Source organism: Synechococcus sp. CS-1326 (assembly GCF_025128115.1).
GTDB lineage: Bacteria > Cyanobacteriota > Cyanobacteriia > PCC-6307 > Cyanobiaceae > Regnicoccus.
In genome coordinates this window covers 104,450-120,515 of sequence record NZ_JAHLYV010000012.1, presented here as the reverse complement: position 1 = coordinate 120,515, position 16,066 = coordinate 104,450, and the positions used below count along the sequence as shown (strand labels likewise).

The following is a 16,066-nucleotide window of genomic DNA, read 5'->3' as shown; positions in this document are numbered from 1 at the left end:
TGGGGGAGGTGTTCCGCAGCCAAGACGAACGGCATTCTCACCAGCGAGCAGACTCGCCCATGGCGGGAGCCGGTTCGGATCCCGCGCTGATCGCCAGGTGCTCGATGTCCCCTCCCGACCAGGCTGCGGCCCCACCGGCACCGCCGTCCACCCTGCTGCACATCCTGGGAGTGAGCTTCGGGATCGCCGGGGCGGTGGGGGGCACCGTGGGTGCCGGCATCCTGCGCACGCCGGGGCTGGTGGCTGCGCAACTGGGCAGCGGCCCGTTGATCGTGGCTGCCTGGGTGGCGGGGGCGCTCTATGCCCTGCTCGGTGCGCTCGCGGTGGCTGAGCTGGGCGCCAGCCTGCCCCGTGCCGGCGGCTGGACCGTGTATGCCCGGCGGGCCCTGGGGGATCAGGCCGGCTTCACCGTGGGCTGGATCGACTGGGTGGGGCACTGCGCCGGGCTGGCCTGGGTGGCCGTGACCATCGGCGACTACACGATCGGTCTGCTGCCCGCCCTGCCCGTGGGCAGCAAGGTGGTGGCCCTGCTGGTGCTCGTGGGCTTCGCCCTGATCCAGCAGCTGGGCCTGGAGGCCGGCAGCCTCAGCCAGAAGATCCTCAGCCTCGGCAAGGCCATCGCCTTCCTCGGCCTGATCACGGCCTGCTTCCTGCATGCCCCGGCCAGAGATCTGGCGGGCCTGGCCGAACCGCTGCTGGATGCCACAGGCTCCGCAGAGCCGATCGCGGCCTCAGGCATCAGCCTCGGCATCGGCGTGGTGTTCGCCATGCAGGCCGTGATCACCACCTACGACGGTTGGCACAGCCCGATCTATTTCGCCGAGGAATTCGCCGAGCCCAGCAAGGATCTGCCCCGCTCCCTGGTGGGTGGTGTGCTCAGCGTGGCGGGGCTGTATCTGCTGGTGAATCTGGCGCTGTTGCGGCTGCTGCCGGTCTCGCGGATCGCCGGGTCGGTGCTGCCTCTGGCCGATGCGGCCGAGGTGATCTTCGGGGCCTGGAGCGCTCAGCTGATCGTGGTGCTGGCCCTGATCTCCTCGTTCGGGCTCGTCAATGCCGTGGTGATGGGCGCGCCGCGCATCCTCTTCGGCCTCAGCCGCGAAGGCCTCTTCCTGCCCCAGTTCGCTGCGGTGAGCGCCAGCGGCACCCCCGTGCTGGGGCTGGTGGTGACCACTGCCAGCGCCGGCCTGCTGGTGATTTTCGGCGATTTCACGATCCTGCTGGGCATTGCCTCCTTTCTCTATGTGCTGCTCTACCTGAGCGGAATCACCGCCCTGGTCCTGCTGCGCTGGCGGGAGCCGGATCTGGAGCGGCCCTTCCGCGATCCGGGCTATCCGATCAGCGCCGCGATCGTGTGGCTGGGGTCCTTCGCCTTCCTGATCGCCGCCATCCGCAACGACACCGCCAACAGCGCCGGCGCCCTCGGCCTGATCCTGCTCAGCTTTCCCCTGCATCGGCTGACGCGGCGCCTGACGCCATCGCCGCCGGCCTGAGCCCGCCCCGCACCAGCACCGGCACCCGTTTGAAGGCGGGAGTGCCGCTGCGGGGATCCACCGGGGCTTGGATGATCGCATTCACCTCCGGGTAAAACATCAGGGCGGCGCCCTCGCGGATCTCGCCGGGGATGATCTCGATCCCCTCCAGGGTTCCGGCTTCGCCCTGCACTGTCACGCGCTGGTGGGCGCTCAGGCCTGAGCGGGCCAGATCCGCCCGGTTCATCAGGATTGTCTGGCGGTGCGGCATGCCCCGGTAGGCATCGCCCTGCTTGTAGACAACAGTGTTGTGCTGGGAGTAGCTGCGGGCGGTGATCAGGGCCAGCACCAGGCCGGCTTCTCCCGGCGCCAGGCCGCCGAACTGGTCCGGCTCAGGCAGCGTCAGCGCCGGCAGGGGTGTGGGGGCCATCCGTGCTTTCCCTGATGGGGTCGGGAAGCAGGGGCGCTCGAACAGCCGTCCTTCCACACTGAATTCGCGCCTGGTGGCATCGATCGTGGCGATCGGGCCGTAGCCGGGCACGGTGCGGGCGATCAACTGGCGCACATAGACGGGATCCTGCAGGCGGCCCCAGTCGATCGGACCTGAGCCCATCAGCCGCCGGGCCAGCTCGGCCAGGAAGCCCACCTCACTGATCAGATCGGCGCGTTTCAGGTGGGTGTGGCCCGGCTCGTTGAGGCGCACGAAGTTGTTGCCCGCTTCGGTGGTGGTGCGGTGCGGTGTTTCGAAGCGGTTGAACACCGGCAGCACCAGGGTCTGGCGGGTGCCAAGCCCATGGAAATGCCCCTGGTTGGGCTTGGTGGCCAGGTACATCACGGTGTCGATACGGCCGAGGGCGCGGCGGGCCTGCTCCGAATCCGGGTTGGCGCCCCAGAGGTTGCCGCCCAGGCAGAGCAGGGTGTCGACAGCACCGGCTTCGGCGGCCCCGATCAGGGCGCGGGTGTCGTAGCCGGGGACGCGGCTGAGCGGGCGGCCCAGCAGCGCCTCGAGGGCGGCCTGCATCTCGGCCCGCAGCTTCACGGTGACGCCCATCGAGCCGAAGCCCTGCACGTTGGAGTGACCGCGGATCGGCATCGTGCCCGCTCCGCTTCGGCCGGCGTTGCCGCTCAGCAGGGCCGTGTTGGCGATGGCGTGCACGTTGTTGGTGCCGTTGGCGTGATGGGTGATGCCCATCGCCCAGGCGAACACCACTCCCCTGGCGCGGGCGATCACGGCGGCGGCATGCTCGATCTCCTCACGGCTGAGGCCACAGCAGGCGGTGATCGCCTCCCAGCCGGTGGCGCGCAGCTGCTCCAGCACCGCCTCGGACCCTTCGGTGTGGGCGGCGAGGAAGTCATGGCGCACGTGGCCGGTTTCCAGCAACGCCTTCTGGATCCCCACAAACACGGCCGTGTCGCTGCCCGGCACCGGCTGCAGGAACAGCGAGGCGATCTCCGAACCCCGCAGCATCGATTTGATCGGAAAGGCGGGCGAGCCGAACTTGAGCAGGCCCACCTCCAGCACCGGGTTGATCACGATCACAGCTCCGCCGCGCTCGCGCAGGCGGATCAGCTCGTTCATCAGCCGCGGGTGGTTGGCCGGCGCGTTGGAGCCCACCAGCACCACGCAGTCGGCCTGCTGCAGGCTCTCCAGGCTCACCATCGAGGTGCCCGAGCCGAACACCTCGCCCAGCCCCACGGTGGAGGGGGCGTGGCAGAGATCGGAGCAGTCGGCCAGGTTGTTCGAGCCCATTGCCCGCAGCAGCAGCTGCAGCAGGTAGGCGGCCTCGTTGGAGGAGCGGCCGGAGCTGTAGGAGGCCAGCCGCTCCGGCGGCACCTTGAAGGAGGCCTCGGCCAGCTCGAAGACGTCGTCCCAGCCGAGGCGTTCGTAGTGGCTGCGGCCCTCGCGCAGGATCAGGGGATGGCTGAGGCGCCCCAGCCGGTCGGCCTCCAGGGAGCTCAGGCGCTGGAGCTCACTGACGCTGCGGCCGGAGAAGACGGATTCCGGCACCGCTGCCTGCAGTTCGGCGCTGATCGCCTCGACGCTCTTGAGGCAGCGCTGCAGCGGTTCCCCCAGCTCATCGACAAAGCCGCCGTTCTGACCGCCGGTGCCCCAGGCGCAGGAGAGGCAGGCGCTCTTGTGCAGCAGGGTCTGCCACAGCAGCGGGCCGCGGGGGGAGAGGGTGGCCTTGGCCCAGCCGTCGATCACGGGCCAGCCGCCGCCCAGGCTGGGGGTGCCCGGGCCAGCAGGGGAATTGGACTCGGGGGGGCTGAATCCGGCCGGCGCTGCGTCGCCCATCGCTGCGACGAACAGCAGAGGCAATCAAACTAAGGATCTTCTCCCTTGATCTGTCGGCTTCGCTGACCGCCACCCCATGATCCATCGCTTCCTGCCGAAGGCGCGTTTTCTGATCGTCGTTGCCGTTCTCGGGCTGCTGGCCGCGACGGCGGCCACCTACCTGATGGGAGCCCATCTGGTGGTGGACCAGCTGGATGAGGCCTTCTGGGGGAATTTCGAGAAGTTGAGCCAGTTCGAGGTCCAGATCCTGCAGGCCATCGATCTGTTCCTGGTGGGCAGCGGCTGCCTGACCCTGGCCATCGGCATGTTCTCCCTGTTCGTGCGCGAACTGAACCTGCCGGAGCCGATCCGGGTGCGCAGCTTCCATGAGGTCAAGAGCATGTTCGCCAATTTCCTGATCCTCTCGATGGCCGTTTCCTTCCTGGAAACCTTCAGCCATCTGGAGAGCTCGATCAAGGGCCAGCAATCCAATGGCATCGAGCTGCTCTACTCCGGCGCTGGAACGGTGCTGGTGACCGCCGCCCTGCTGGCTTTCAAGCTGTACGGCGGCGAAAACCAGGCCGGGCCCACCCAGGCTGGCGCGGATGGTTAGCCCCGGCTCCTGAGCAGGTCCAGCAGGGTGGCGAAGCGCTCCGGCAACGGCGCCTCGAACAGCAGCCGCGCGCCAGTGATCGGATGGTCCAGGCCCAGCCGCTCCGCATGGAGGGCCTGGCCGGGCAGGGCCAGGGGCAGCTTGCGGCAGCGCCCGTAGGTGGCATCGCCCACGATCGGATGGCCGAGGTGGGCGCAGTGCACCCGGATCTGGTGGGTGCGGCCGGTGTCGAGCTGGAAGCGCAGCAGGGAATAATCGCCCAGCCGCTCGATCAGTTGCCACCGGGTGGAGGCATGGCGCCCCTTGCTCTCCTCCACCACGGCGTACTTCTTGCGATCGATCGGGTGACGGCCGATCGCCGCTTCGATCGTGCCGCTTGCCGTTTTCGGCACCCCATGGATCACCGCCAGGTACTCCCGGGAGGCGATCCGTTTCTGGATCTGCACCTGCAGTTTCACCAGTGCCTCCTGGCTCTTGGCCACCACGATGCAGCCGGTGGTGTCCTTGTCGAGCCGGTGGACTATGCCAGGCCGCCGTTCGCCGCCGATCCCCGGCAGATCAGGGCAGTGGTGCAGCAGGGCATTGACCAGGGTGCCGTCCCTGTTGCCTGGAGCAGGGTGGACGGTGAGCCCGGCCGGTTTGTTGAGCACGATCAGGTGGGCGTCCTCGTAGAGCACATCCAGGGGAATGTCCTGGGGGAGCAGATAGGCCAGCGGCTCGGGCGGTGGCATCCAGAGCTCCACCGCATCCCCCGGGCGCAGGGGGGTCTTGGCGCGGCCCGTGTCGCCGTTCACCCGCACCAGGCCCGCCTCGATCAACTTCTGAATGCGGGCGCGGCTCTGCTCCGGTCGCTGGCTCACCAACCAGCGGTCCAGTCGCATCGGCAGAGGCCGGGGGTAAACCAGACAGATCAGCTCGCCTTCCCCCTCGCCGAATGGCGTCACGGTGGCGCAGCGGCTGGGGGCAGCTCCAGGGCGATCGCCCCCAGCAGGGAGCGGCGGAAGTCGTCGAGCAGCCGCTGGGCCATGCGGGCGGTGTCGCCGCTGGTGTGACGGCCGGCGGCCGACTCCAGCCAGGCCGAACCATCCACGGCCGTCTGGGGATCGGCGGGGTTGAGCCTCGGTACCGCCACGCCGTAGCGCTTTTCCACCAGGGAAAGGCTGAAGTCGGCCGCTGGACGCCGGGCCAGCTCATCGAGCAGGCGAAGAAAGGCCATGGCCACCGCCTCACCGTCGTAGGCAGCCTGGCCGATGTCGTCGCAGAGGGCCAGGAGCAGGGCGGCGCGCTGGTCATCGAGCCTGGGCGGCAGGACACCGGGGGCATCGAGCAGGTCGAGCTCCTGCCCCAGCCGCACCCAGCGCAGCGTGCGGGTCACGCCGGCCCGGCGGGCACTGTCCACCACCTTCCGGCGCACCAGACGATTGATCAGGGCTGACTTGCCCACATTGGGGAAGCCGAGCATCAGGGCACGCACCGGCCGGGGCCGCATGCCGCGGCCGCTGCGGCGGGCGTTGAGCTGGCTGCCGGCCCGGATCGCCGCCTCCTGCAGCTGCTTCACACCCGTTCCCACCTTGGCGTCGCACCACCAGGGAGTTTCCCCCTGGTCCCGCAGCCAGCGGTCCCAGGCCAGCCGGGCGGTTTCATTCACCATGTCGCGGCGGTTGATCACCAGCAGCCGCTGCTTGCCCTGCATCCAGCGCTGCAGACGGGGGTGGCCGGTGGCCCGGGGGATACGGGCATCCCGCACCTCGATCACCAGATCCACCTTGCTGAGCTGATCCTTGAGCTGGCGTTCCGCCTTGGCGATGTGGCCCGGATACCACTGGATCGAAGGAGCGGAGACGCTGAGACCGTGGCCCGCCGGGGTTGGTCCACCAGTGGCGACAGCCTCCATCAGGGCACCACCAGCACCGGGCAGGGGGCCAGTTGGATCACCCGGGAGGCGGTGCTGGGTTCATCGGCCGCGAGGGTGAGGCCACGGGTGCCCATCACGATCACATCGGCGTTGATTTCATCGGCCACATCCCCGATCACGAAGGCGGGCTTGCCCTCCCGCTCGATCACCTCGCAGGCCATCCCGGCCTGCTCGAAATGCTGGCGGGCCTGCTCCAGCAGTTCAGCCACGGCGGCGGCGTCATGCATGGCGCCCTGCTCAGGCTCCACCACCGAGAGCACCACCAGCCTGCTGGCGTGACGCTGGGCCAGCTCCAGGGCCACGGCGGCGGTTTCCATGGTCTGGCGGCTCTGGTCGATCGGAAACAGAACTGTGCTGAACATCGTTCACGGTCCTGAGGGGAGGAAGGGCCAGGAGGCCCTGCTCTTGTCCTAGCGCCTGACGGGCTGCGGGCTAACCTCTGCCATCGTTTTGTCTCGCCCCCTGCCATGCCGAAGCGCACCCTGGCCAGCCTCTCCACCGCCGAGCTGAGTGGCAAGCGTGTCCTGGTTCGGGTCGATTTCAACGTGCCGGCCGATGACGCCGGGGCCATCACTGATGACACCCGCATCCGTGCCGCCCTGCCCACCATCACCTATCTGACCGGCCATGGCGCCAGGGTGATCCTGGCGGCCCATTACGGCAGGCCCAAGGGCCAGGTGAACGAGGGCATGCGGCTCACCCAGGTGGCGGCTCGGCTGAGCGAACTGCTCGGGGTGCCGGTGGAGAAATCCGACAGCTGCATCGGCCCCGATGCCGAGGCGAAGGTGGCCGCCCTGGCCGATGGCGGTGTGGTGCTGCTGGAGAACGTGCGCTTCTTCGCGGAGGAGGAGCAGAACGATCCCGGCTTCGCCCAGAAGCTGGCGGCCCTGGCCGAGGTGTACGTGAATGACGCCTTCGGTGCCGCCCACCGCGCCCACGCTTCCACCGAAGGGGTGACGAAATTTCTCAGCCCGAGCGTGGCCGGCCACCTGATGGAGAAGGAACTGCAGTACCTGCAGGGCGCCATCGATGAGCCGAAGCGTCCCCTGGCGGCGATCGTGGGCGGCTCCAAGGTGAGCAGCAAGATCGGCGTGCTCGAAGCCCTGATCGACAAGTGCGACAAGGTGCTGATCGGCGGCGGCATGATTTTCACCTTCTACAAGGCCCGCGGCCTCGCGGTGGGCAAGAGCCTGGTGGAAGAAGACAAGCTCCCGCTGGCCAGGGAGCTGGAAGCCAAGGCGGCCGCCAAGGGGGTGCAGCTGCTGCTGCCCACCGATGTGGTGCTGGCCGACAACTTCTCCCCCGACGCCAACAGCCAGATCACCGCGATCGATGCCATCCCCGACGGCTGGATGGGCCTCGATATCGGCCCCGACTCGATCAAGGCGTTCGAAGCGGCCCTGGCCGACTGCAAGACCGTGATCTGGAACGGCCCGATGGGCGTGTTCGAGTTTGACAAGTTCGCCGCCGGCACCGATGCGATCGCCCATACCCTCGCCGGCCTGACCGCCACCGGCACCTGCACGATCATCGGCGGCGGAGACTCCGTCGCCGCGGTGGAGAAGGTGGGTGTGGCCGAGCAGATGAGCCACATCTCCACCGGCGGTGGCGCCAGCCTGGAGTTGCTGGAAGGCAAGGTGCTGCCTGGCGTCGCCGCCCTCAACGACGCCTGAGCCGCTGCAGCGGCTCAGAGGCTCTTGTTGCGAGCTCCCCAGCGACCGCCCGGCATCGACAGCCCGAGACGCTGATAGGCGGTTCGCAGCTCCTCCCGGTTGCGTTCCATCAGCTCACGGCGGGTGTTCGACTCCTCCTGCCGGCAGGCACTGAGTTCCTGAAGATCCCTGGCGCCGCTGAGGCAGCGCTCGCCCTTCTGGAGGATGGCGATCTGGGCGGGATAGCTCTTCAGTCCGATGCTGCGACGGGCACTGAACAGTTCCTGCTTCTGGCTGTCGGTGAGTTTCTGGAGCTGCTCCATGCGCCGACCAGCTTCCGGTGATTTCTGGGGGATGGGTGCCGTCTGGGCCTGGCCGGCTCCCACCTGCAGGGCGAAGGCCAGGGCGGCAGTGGCGGGCGGCAGCAACCAACGCTGCAGTGTCATCGATCGTGTCATCGGATTCCCTGTGAACACTCCCATGCTGGCCTTAACACCCGTCTGAGTCCTGACTGGCTCCGCCCCACCCATGACCAGATCCTCACGGCCCGCTGTGTCCTTCATCGGCCTTGGGGCGCTCGGCGCTCCGATCGCCATGAATCTGCTGGCGGCCGGCTTCCCGCTCACCGTTCACAACCGGAGTCGGCAGCGGGAGCAACCTCTGGTGGCGGCTGGTGCGACAGCGGTGGCCAGTCCGGCGGAGGCGGGGGCAGCCGCCGAGTGGCTTTGCCTCTGTGTCAGCGACGGACCGGACGTGGAGGCCGTGCTGTTCGGCGCGGGGACGGCATCCGCCTCGGCGGGACTGCGGCCCGGGTCGGTGGTGATCGACTTCTCGACGATCGATCCCGGCATCAGCCGCTCCCTGGCGCGGCGCCTGGAGCACCAGGGTGTTGCTTACCTCGATGCCCCGGTCACCGGTGGCACCGAGGGCGCCAGGGCCGGCACCCTCTCGGTGCTGGTGGGCGGCGGCGCGACCGACCTGGAGCGGGTTCGCCCCCTGCTGGAGGTGGTGGGCGGTTGCATCACCCACCTGGGGCCGGTTGGGGCAGGACAGCAGGCCAAAGCCGTCAACCAGGTGCTGGTGGCCGGCAGCTATGCCGCCGTGGCCGAGGCGATGGCACTGGGGCAAAGGCTGGGGCTGCCGATGGCGGCGGTGCGCCGGGCCCTCGCCAGCGGAGCTGCCGGCTCCTGGGCCCTGGAGCACCGCGCCGAGGCCATGCTTGCGGGATCCTTTCCGCTCGGCTTCAAGCTCGCCCTGCACCGCAAGGATCTGGCCATCGCCCTGGCGGCCGCTGCCGCTGAGGGGCTGGCACTGCCGATCACGGCCCAGGTGGCGGCGATCGAGGACAGCCTGATCGCCGCGGGGCACGGCGGCGAGGATGTGGCCGCCCTGGCTCGCTGGTTCAGGGGATGAGGGCCGCTTTGTCGGCCACCACCCGCACCCGTTTGGTGGTGCTCACGATGCCTTGCGGGTGCACCAGCAGCACCGCCCAGGTCTGGCTGCCGGGTTGAAAGGGGGCCTGAACGGTTTTGAACACCCCGCCGCCGCCCAGGGCCGCCAGTTCCAGGTCAGGGCTCTGGGATTGGTTGATCTGGGCGGTGGTGATCGCGGCGATTCCTCCCGCCGCCACCGCACCGTCGAGGGGATCATCCAGCACCACGTCCACGTCGTAGCGCTGGCCGGTGAGCACGGCGTCCGGGATCAGCACGCTGATCGGCAGATCGGTGGAACCGCTGCGCAGGGTGCTCGTTTCCTGGATCACTTCCTCGCCGGTCAGGCGGCCCTCGCCGCTGGTCAGGGCCAGCAGCTGTTCGGCCTCGAGCCGGTAGCGATAGGGCCCCTCCTGGCGGCTGCCGCTGACCTTGATCTGAACCGTGCTGCGGCCATCCTTGAGCGGGCTTCCCGGACTCACCTGCCAGCGGGCATCTGGAAAGCGGGAGCGCAGGGCGCCGTAGCGGGCCTCCAGCTGGACCGGGTCGAGCCCGGGGCCGGCCTTCAGCAGGCCTGACAAACTGCTCGACGACCCACTGTTGAGGGCGGTTTCGAGGCTCAGGAGCAGCGCCGCGCTCGGGGCTGCGGCCCAGCTCGCCGGAGTGAAGCTCAGCGCTGTTGCCGCCAGCACGGCAGGCAGGCTGGAGCGGAGCAGCGACATCAAAGCGGCCGGACGGGCTCTCATAAGTTAGGCGCTCTCTGGTTGGGCGCCCGGCGCGTCAGAAACGGCCCATGACCCGGCTCCTGATCGCCGCCAGCGGCACCGGCGGACATCTCTTTCCGGCCCTGGCGGTGGCTGAGGCCCTGCCGCCCGACTGGTCGGTGCAATGGCTGGGGGTGCCCGACCGGCTGGAGCGCGAGCTGGTGCCGGCCCGATACCCCCTGCACACGATTCGCGCCGGTGGGTTGCAGGGCCGGGGTGTGCGCAAGCTGCTGCAGCTGATCCAGCTGGTGGCCGCCACCGGCAAGGTGCGCCGGCTGATCCAGCGCGAGGCCATCGAAGTGGTGTTCAGCACCGGCGGTTACATCGCCGGCCCCACCATCCTGGCGGCCCGCTGGTGCGATGTTCCAGTCGTGCTGCATGAGTCCAATGCCATCCCCGGGCGCGTCACCCGGCTGCTCGGGCGCCTCTGCAGCCGGGTGGCGGTGGGCCTGCCTGCCGCGGCGGTGCTGCTGCCCCGTTGTCGCCCACTGCTTTGCGGCACCCCGGTGCGCCGTGCCTTTCTGGAGGCGGCGCCTTTGCCTGACTGGGTGCCCAGGGGGGAGGGCCCGCTGCTGCTGGTGATGGGCGGCAGCCAGGGTGCCGTCGGCCTGAACCGGATGGTGCGTCCCCTGGTGCCCAGGCTGCTGGCGGCGGGCTGCCGGGTGGTGCATCTCACCGGATCGAACGATCCCGAGGCTGGGGCGGTTTCGTCTCCCGGCTATGTCGAGCGACCGTTCAGTGATGAACTGGCGGGCCTGCTGCAGCACACCGACCTGGCGATCAGCCGTGCCGGGGCCGGCAGCCTCAGTGAACTGGCCGTGAGCGGCACACCGGCGGTGCTGGTGCCTTTCCCGCAGGCGGCCGACCGGCACCAGGACGCCAACGCCGCCGCTGCGGCCGAACTCGGCGCGGCGGTGGTGGTGACCCAGCAGGGCCCTGCTGATCCAACCCTGGCGGACACCCTCTGGCAGTTGCTCGGTGTTCGGCTGGGGGGGGGCGTCGCGGCGGTCAATCCCCTGCTGGCCCTGCAGGCGGGGATGGGACGACTGGCGGTCCGGGACGCGGACCAGCGGCTGGTCCAGCTCCTGCAGCAGCTGGCCTGAGCGGCCACCTACCGGACCGCCTCGGTGCGCAGGGCCCGCAGAATGCGCTGATTGCCCCGCCGGTCCTGGAGGCCGATCCGCAGCCACTGCTCACCGAGCCCCTCAAAGGAGCGGCAATCGCGCAGCAGAACCCGCTGGTGGCGCTCCAGCCGTTCGCGCAGGGCAACCAGGGAGCCTTCGCCGCGCACCAGCAGGAAGTTGGCCGCCGAAGGCAACGGCGTCAGGCCGGGCAGCCCCTCCAGCTGGCGATGGAACCAGGGCCCCTCGCTCGCCACCCAGCGCTGCACCCGCTTCTGCCAGCGTCGATCCACCACCACCACCTCACCCACGGCGGCGGCCAGGCCGTTCACCGGCCAGGGATCGCGCCAGGCCGCCCAGCGGCTCAGCCGCTCCGGCGCCGCCAGGGCATAGCCCAGGCGCAGGCCGGCGATCGCGAACAACTTGGTGAGGCTGCGGATCACCACCAGCTGGGGATGTCCAGCCAGCAGCGGAATCAGCGACTGGTCCTCACCGCCGGGCACGAGAGGCAGGAAGGCCTCATCGACGATCACCAGCGCGAAGCGCTCCAGCAGCGGCTCGAGCTGGGCGCGGCTCCAGAGCTGGCCGGTGGGGTTGTGGGGATTGGTGATCCAGAGCACGCCGCCGGCAGTGGTGGCGGCAGCGGTGTCGGGGAATTCCCCGCCCAACGGCAGCGGCAGGGGTTGCCAGTCGCCGCTCCAGCAGGCCAGGGCGCGGCGATAGTCGGCGAAGCCGGGGGTCGGCAGCAGGCTCAGGCCGGCCGCAGCCGCATCCCGCGCCGCCCAGGTGAACAGCTCGGCGGCCCCATTGCCCGGCAGCACAGCGGCCGGATCCAGGCCATGACAGGCCGCGATCGTCGTTCGCAGCCCGGTGTAGTCGCGATCGGGGTAGTCCCGCAGGGGGGAGGGACAGCCGGCCCGGGCGCCAAGGACACTGCCCAGCCGCCGCCGCACCGAGGCCGGCGGGCCGAACGGCACCAGGGAAGCGCTGGCGTCGAGCAGCTGGTCGGGGCGGCAACCCAGCCGCCGGGCGGTGGCCACCAGGTTGCCGCCATGCCGGTGGTCGCCCCCTGTCATGGTCTGAATTCCTCCCTTAGGGTCGGCTGAAGTGTTTCCAACAGTGGACCAGCGAGCCTTGCCGCAGCGGGTGGTGGAGCATATCGGCCGGGTTCTGCTGGGCAAGGACCGTCAGATCCGCCTGGCGGTGGCCTGCCTGCTGGCCCGGGGCCATCTGCTGATCGAGGATCTGCCCGGCATGGGCAAGACCACCCTGGCCGAGGCGCTGGCCCGCAGTTTCGGGCTCGGCTTCAAGCGGGTGCACTTCACCAGTGACCTGCTGCCGGCCGACCTCACCGGCATCGGCGTGCTGCAGCCGGCCAGCGGCAGCTTCCGGTTCCAGCCCGGCCCGCTGTTCAGCCAGGTGCTGCTGGCTGATGAGATCAACCGGGCCAGCCCCCGCACCCAGAGCGCCCTGCTCGAAGCGATGGCCAGTGGCCGGGTCAGTGTCGATGGCGTCAGCCACGAGCTGCCCCGGCCGTTCTGCGTGATCGCCACCCAGAATGGCCAGGATCAGTCGGGCACCGCCCCCCTGCCGGAATCCCAGCTGGATCGCTTCCTGATGCGGATCAGCCTCGGCTTTCCGGCCCGTGCCGCCGAGCTGGCCCTGCTGGCCGGCCAGGGGCTGGGCAGCGAGGCGCTGGAACCCCTGCTCAACCCCGCCGATCTTGAGGAGCTGCAACGGCGCTCAGCGGCGCAACGGGCCGAACCGGCGCTGATCGCCTACGTGCTCGACCTGGTGCAGCTGAGCCGCCAGGCTGGATTCAATGGTGCACCGCTTTCGCCGCGGGCTGCCCAGGCCCTGCTGGCCGCTGCCCGGGCCTGGTCGCTGCTGGAGGGCCGGGAGTATGTGATCCCCGCCGATGTGCAGGCCGTGCTGGCCGCGGTCTGCGATCACCGCCTCGATGGCGGTGAACCGGGCTCATCCAGCAGCCGCCAGCTTCAGGCCGGAGTGGATGGTCTTCGCTGAACGGTCAGGGAGGCGGTGGTTGCCAGGGGGTGGCGGCCGCCGTCTGTTCCGCCCCCAGCAGGGGACGCGGCTCCGCCTGAATGGCTGGAACCTCTACATCCTCCCCACCGGCTTCGGTTTCCTGTGGCTCACCGGGGCGGGGGTGCTGCAGCTGGTGGGCATTCAGCAGCAGAGCAACGGGCCGCTGTTCATGTCCTTCCTGCTGCTGGGACTGTTCGTGCTGGCCCTTCACCTCACCGCCGGCAACCTGCAGGGACTGGAGCTGGCCTGTGGCGAGCCGGCGGCTGGCTTCGCCGGTGATCCCCTGCCCTACCCCCTCCAGATCCGCAGTCGCTTCCGCCGGTACCAGGTGGAGCTGAGTTTTGAACCCGCGTCCCGCTCCTGGGGAGCGCTGCAGGGGCGGGGTGAGGCCAGGGGGCTGGTGATCGAGCCAGGGGATCAGTGGCTGGCGATCGCCTGGCCCGCCAGCCGCCGTGGACTGCAGCGCCCCGGCACCCTGCGGGTCCGTTCCACGGCGCCGCTGGGGTTGTTCCGTTGCTGGTCACTCTGGCAACCGGAGGTGGCGCAGCTGGTCTACCCGGCCCAGCGCCCCGGGCCGGTGCTGGAGCGCAGTTCCGCTCCGCTCGGCCCCGAGGCGGAGGCGGCCGGTCCCGGCCTGACCAGCGGTGCGGGCGACTGGTGCGACCTGCGGCCCCACCGGGCCGAAGAGGGAGTGGCGCGCCTGGCCTGGAAGACCTTGGCGCGGGGGCGTGGGGCCCACAACAAGGTGTTCGACGCGCCGGCGCCCCAGGCCTGCTGGCTCAGCCCGCAGCCCGGGCTGGCCAGGGAGCAGGCCCTCGAGCACCTCTGCGAGCGTCTCTGCCGGTTCAGTGCCGCCGGGCTGCCCTTCGGACTGGCCGTGGGGGAGCAGACGATCGCGCCGGGGCTGGGACCGCGCCACCGCGACCGCTGCCTGGCCGTGCTGGCCCTGCTGCCATGAGGCGGGTGCGGCGGCTGCACTGGCTTGGACTGGGGCTGCTGGGGCTGCAGCTGCCGGGCCTTGACACGGCCCTGCCGCTCAGCTGGGGGGCGATCGCCCTGGTGGTGCTGGGCGCCCTGAAGCTGCGGGAAGCTCGCCGCGCCGCCGAGCTGCGCCGGATGAGTCTGCTGCTGCTGGTGGCCACGGGGGTGATGGCGGCCCTGTTGCCCGGCCTGGGTCCAAGCCTGCTGCAAGTGCTCACCACCCTGGTGGCCCTCGCCGCGCTGCTGGCCCAGGAGCTCGGCGATGGCCTGCTGCCACGGCAGTTGCTCGGCAGGAGTTTCCGGTTGCTGGCCGCGGCGCTGCCCCTGGTGCTGGTGCTGTTCCTGTTGCTGCCGCGGCTGGGTCCGGTGTTCAGCGTGCCGCTCAACCAGGCGGCCCGCACGGGGCTCAGTGACCGGATCGAGCCCGGCTCGATCGCCAGCCTGGTGGCGATCGACGCGCCGGCCGTGCGGATCGGCTTCGAGGCGGGCCAGCCACCGGCCGAGCCGGAGCGTTACTGGCGGGTGCTGGTGCTGAACCGCTTCGATGGCCGTCGCTGGGAGCGGGACGCCCCCGACCCCCCGTTCCGCGGTACCCGCCCGCCGCTGGCCGCCAGCCGCGACGAGCTGTGGCTGGCGGAACCCTCCAGGTTGCCGCTGCTGCCCTGGAGTGGCCGGGGGCAGCCGCTCCAGTCGGAGCTCTCCGTCGGCAGCGCCGGTGAACTGATCAATGACCGGCCGCCAGGCGAGCGGCGGGGCTATGCCCTGGGCGCCACCGACCGAACCAGCGACTGGCAGACGGCGCCGCTCTCGGCGGGGGCGGTGGCGGCGGCGACGGCTTTCCCCACGGGAGCCAATCCGCGCCTGGAGGGCCTCGGCGCTGGCTGGGCCTCCGGCCAGTCGCCGGAGCGGCGGCTGGAGACGGCGCGGCAGTGGTTCCTGAGTCAGGCGTTTCGCTACACCCTCCAGCCCGGCTCCCTGTCCAGCCAGGCCCCGCTCGATGCCTTCCTGTTCGACACCCAGGAAGGCTTCTGTGAGCACTACGCAGCCGCCTTCACCGCCCTGATGCGGGCGGCGGGGGTGCCGGCCCGGGTGGTGGCCGGCTACCAGGGGGGGCGCTGGGTGCCGCAACTGGGCGGCGGTGGCTACCTCGATGTGCGGCAGAGCGATGCCCATGCCTGGAGCGAGGTGTGGCTGGCGGGGGTCGGCTGGCAGCGGGTGGACCCGACCGGCTGGGTGGCACCGGCCCGGATCAATCCGGGCCTGCCAGGCAGCACGGAGCGTCGCGCGGCCGAGACCGGTCCGCTCGTCTGGCTGCAGCAGCAGTGGCGCGGCCTCGACCTGCGCTGGACCGGCTGGGTTCTCGGCTTCAACCGTCAGGCCCAGGCGGCCCTGCTGGAGCGGTTGCTCGGTGCCCGCCGCGACTGGCTGGGGCTGCTGCTGCTGGCGGCGGTGGCGTTCTGCCTGGCGGTCACGTTGCCCCTGCTGCGCTGGGGCCAGAACCGTGGTGGCGTCGACCCTTTGCGCCGCGAGCTGGAGCGTGGCCTGGTGCGGCTGCGGCGGCTGGGCTTCGAACCGACAGCCGGCGAGGATCTGGGCGGGTTCTGTGCGCGGGTGGCGGCTGATCGGCCTGAGCTGCGCACCCCGTTGCGTCGCTTCGCCAACCTCTACCTGGCCCAGCGCTTCGGCCCGCCGGGCTCAGCCGCTGAGCAACGGGCTGCCCGGCGCCTCCTGGGGCGATTGCTGCCCCGGGGGCTGGCGGCGCGCCCCGATCAGCCGGAAACTGGTTAGACAACCTTCCTG

Annotated in this window: 15 protein-coding genes; 8 read left to right on the top strand and 7 right to left on the bottom strand. The window is 70.3% G+C overall.

Annotated elements, in window-relative coordinates:
- Window positions 1-104 precede the first annotated feature (104 nt).
- Window positions 105-1,490, top strand: coding sequence for an APC family permease (locus KQ307_RS04155; RefSeq protein WP_259727048.1), 1,386 nt, complete (start codon window positions 105-107; stop codon window positions 1,488-1,490).
- Here KQ307_RS04155 and KQ307_RS04150 read toward each other — a convergent pair.
- Window positions 1,435-3,789 carry an FdhF/YdeP family oxidoreductase gene (locus KQ307_RS04150; RefSeq protein WP_259727047.1) on the bottom strand — a complete coding sequence of 785 codons (2,355 nt, stop codon included), beginning with the start codon at window positions 3,787-3,789 and terminating at the stop codon, window positions 1,435-1,437. The two genes, KQ307_RS04155 and KQ307_RS04150, sit on opposite strands and share 56 nt — an antisense overlap.
- 52 nt (window positions 3,790-3,841) lie before the next feature.
- On the opposite strand from KQ307_RS04150, the gene KQ307_RS04145 reads away from it, so the two are divergent.
- Window positions 3,842-4,357, top strand: coding sequence for a YqhA family protein (locus KQ307_RS04145; protein WP_259701761.1), 516 nt, complete (start codon window positions 3,842-3,844; stop codon window positions 4,355-4,357).
- Here KQ307_RS04145 and KQ307_RS04140 read toward each other — a convergent pair.
- Genes KQ307_RS04140 through KQ307_RS04130 form a run of 3 tightly spaced genes read right to left on the bottom strand, consistent with a single transcriptional unit; the run spans window position 4,354 to window position 6,634 of the window.
- Complete coding sequence (locus KQ307_RS04140; protein WP_259701762.1) at window positions 4,354-5,301, bottom strand: RluA family pseudouridine synthase; 948 nt, start codon at window positions 5,299-5,301, stop codon at window positions 4,354-4,356. The genes KQ307_RS04145 and KQ307_RS04140 overlap by 4 nt on opposite strands.
- Entirely contained in the window at window positions 5,298-6,251 is a 954-nt protein-coding gene (gene ylqF / locus KQ307_RS04135; RefSeq protein ID WP_259701763.1) for a ribosome biogenesis GTPase YlqF, read from the bottom strand. Before ylqF ends, KQ307_RS04140 begins: the two co-directional genes overlap by 4 nt.
- The gene (locus KQ307_RS04130) at window positions 6,251-6,634 is read right to left on the bottom strand and encodes a universal stress protein (protein WP_259701764.1); all 384 of its coding nucleotides are present in this window, start codon (window positions 6,632-6,634) and stop codon (window positions 6,251-6,253) included. Before KQ307_RS04130 ends, ylqF begins: the two co-directional genes overlap by 1 nt.
- Window positions 6,635-6,739: 105 nt before the next feature.
- On the opposite strand from KQ307_RS04130, the gene KQ307_RS04125 reads away from it, so the two are divergent.
- Window positions 6,740-7,945 carry a phosphoglycerate kinase gene (locus tag KQ307_RS04125; protein ID WP_259727046.1) on the top strand — a complete coding sequence of 402 codons (1,206 nt, stop codon included), beginning with the start codon at window positions 6,740-6,742 and terminating at the stop codon, window positions 7,943-7,945.
- Window positions 7,946-7,959: 14 nt separating this feature from the next.
- Here the strand turns inward: KQ307_RS04125 and KQ307_RS04120 are convergent, their stop codons facing one another.
- The gene (locus KQ307_RS04120) at window positions 7,960-8,370 is read right to left on the bottom strand and encodes a hypothetical protein (protein WP_259727045.1); all 411 of its coding nucleotides are present in this window, start codon (window positions 8,368-8,370) and stop codon (window positions 7,960-7,962) included.
- An 82-nt stretch (window positions 8,371-8,452) separates the two neighbouring features.
- Between KQ307_RS04120 and KQ307_RS04115 the strand changes: the two genes are divergently transcribed.
- The gene (locus KQ307_RS04115; protein WP_259727044.1) at window positions 8,453-9,337 is read left to right on the top strand and encodes an NAD(P)-dependent oxidoreductase; all 885 of its coding nucleotides are present in this window, start codon (window positions 8,453-8,455) and stop codon (window positions 9,335-9,337) included.
- Here the strand turns inward: KQ307_RS04115 and KQ307_RS04110 are convergent.
- Window positions 9,327-10,100: a hypothetical protein gene (locus KQ307_RS04110; RefSeq protein WP_259727043.1), complete on the bottom strand. Its 774-nt coding sequence runs from the start codon at window positions 10,098-10,100 to the stop codon at window positions 9,327-9,329. The two genes, KQ307_RS04115 and KQ307_RS04110, sit on opposite strands and share 11 nt — an antisense overlap.
- A gap of 47 nt (window positions 10,101-10,147) precedes the next feature.
- Here KQ307_RS04110 and KQ307_RS04105 point away from each other — a divergent pair, with 47 nt between their 5' ends.
- Window positions 10,148-11,221, top strand: coding sequence for a UDP-N-acetylglucosamine--N-acetylmuramyl-(pentapeptide) pyrophosphoryl-undecaprenol N-acetylglucosamine transferase (locus tag KQ307_RS04105; RefSeq protein ID WP_259727042.1), 1,074 nt, complete (start codon window positions 10,148-10,150; stop codon window positions 11,219-11,221).
- A gap of 8 nt (window positions 11,222-11,229) precedes the next feature.
- Here KQ307_RS04105 and KQ307_RS04100 read toward each other — a convergent pair whose 3' ends face one another.
- Entirely contained in the window at window positions 11,230-12,315 is a 1,086-nt protein-coding gene (locus KQ307_RS04100; RefSeq protein ID WP_259727041.1) for a histidinol-phosphate transaminase, read from the bottom strand.
- 43 nt (window positions 12,316-12,358) lie between these two features.
- On the opposite strand from KQ307_RS04100, the gene KQ307_RS04095 reads away from it, so the two are divergent.
- The 3 genes from KQ307_RS04095 to KQ307_RS04085 are packed head-to-tail and all read left to right on the top strand — an operon-like array spanning window position 12,359 to window position 16,054.
- Window positions 12,359-13,264, top strand: a complete 906-nt coding sequence (locus tag KQ307_RS04095) for a MoxR family ATPase (protein ID WP_259727040.1) — start codon at window positions 12,359-12,361, stop codon at window positions 13,262-13,264.
- 19 nt (window positions 13,265-13,283) lie between these two features.
- Window positions 13,284-14,243 carry a hypothetical protein gene (locus KQ307_RS04090; protein WP_259727039.1) on the top strand — a complete coding sequence of 320 codons (960 nt, stop codon included), beginning with the start codon at window positions 13,284-13,286 and terminating at the stop codon, window positions 14,241-14,243.
- Window positions 14,240-16,054 carry a transglutaminase domain-containing protein gene (locus KQ307_RS04085; protein WP_259727038.1) on the top strand — a complete coding sequence of 605 codons (1,815 nt, stop codon included), beginning with the start codon at window positions 14,240-14,242 and terminating at the stop codon, window positions 16,052-16,054. Before KQ307_RS04090 ends, KQ307_RS04085 begins: the two co-directional genes overlap by 4 nt.
- Window positions 16,055-16,066: the final 12 nt, after the last annotated feature.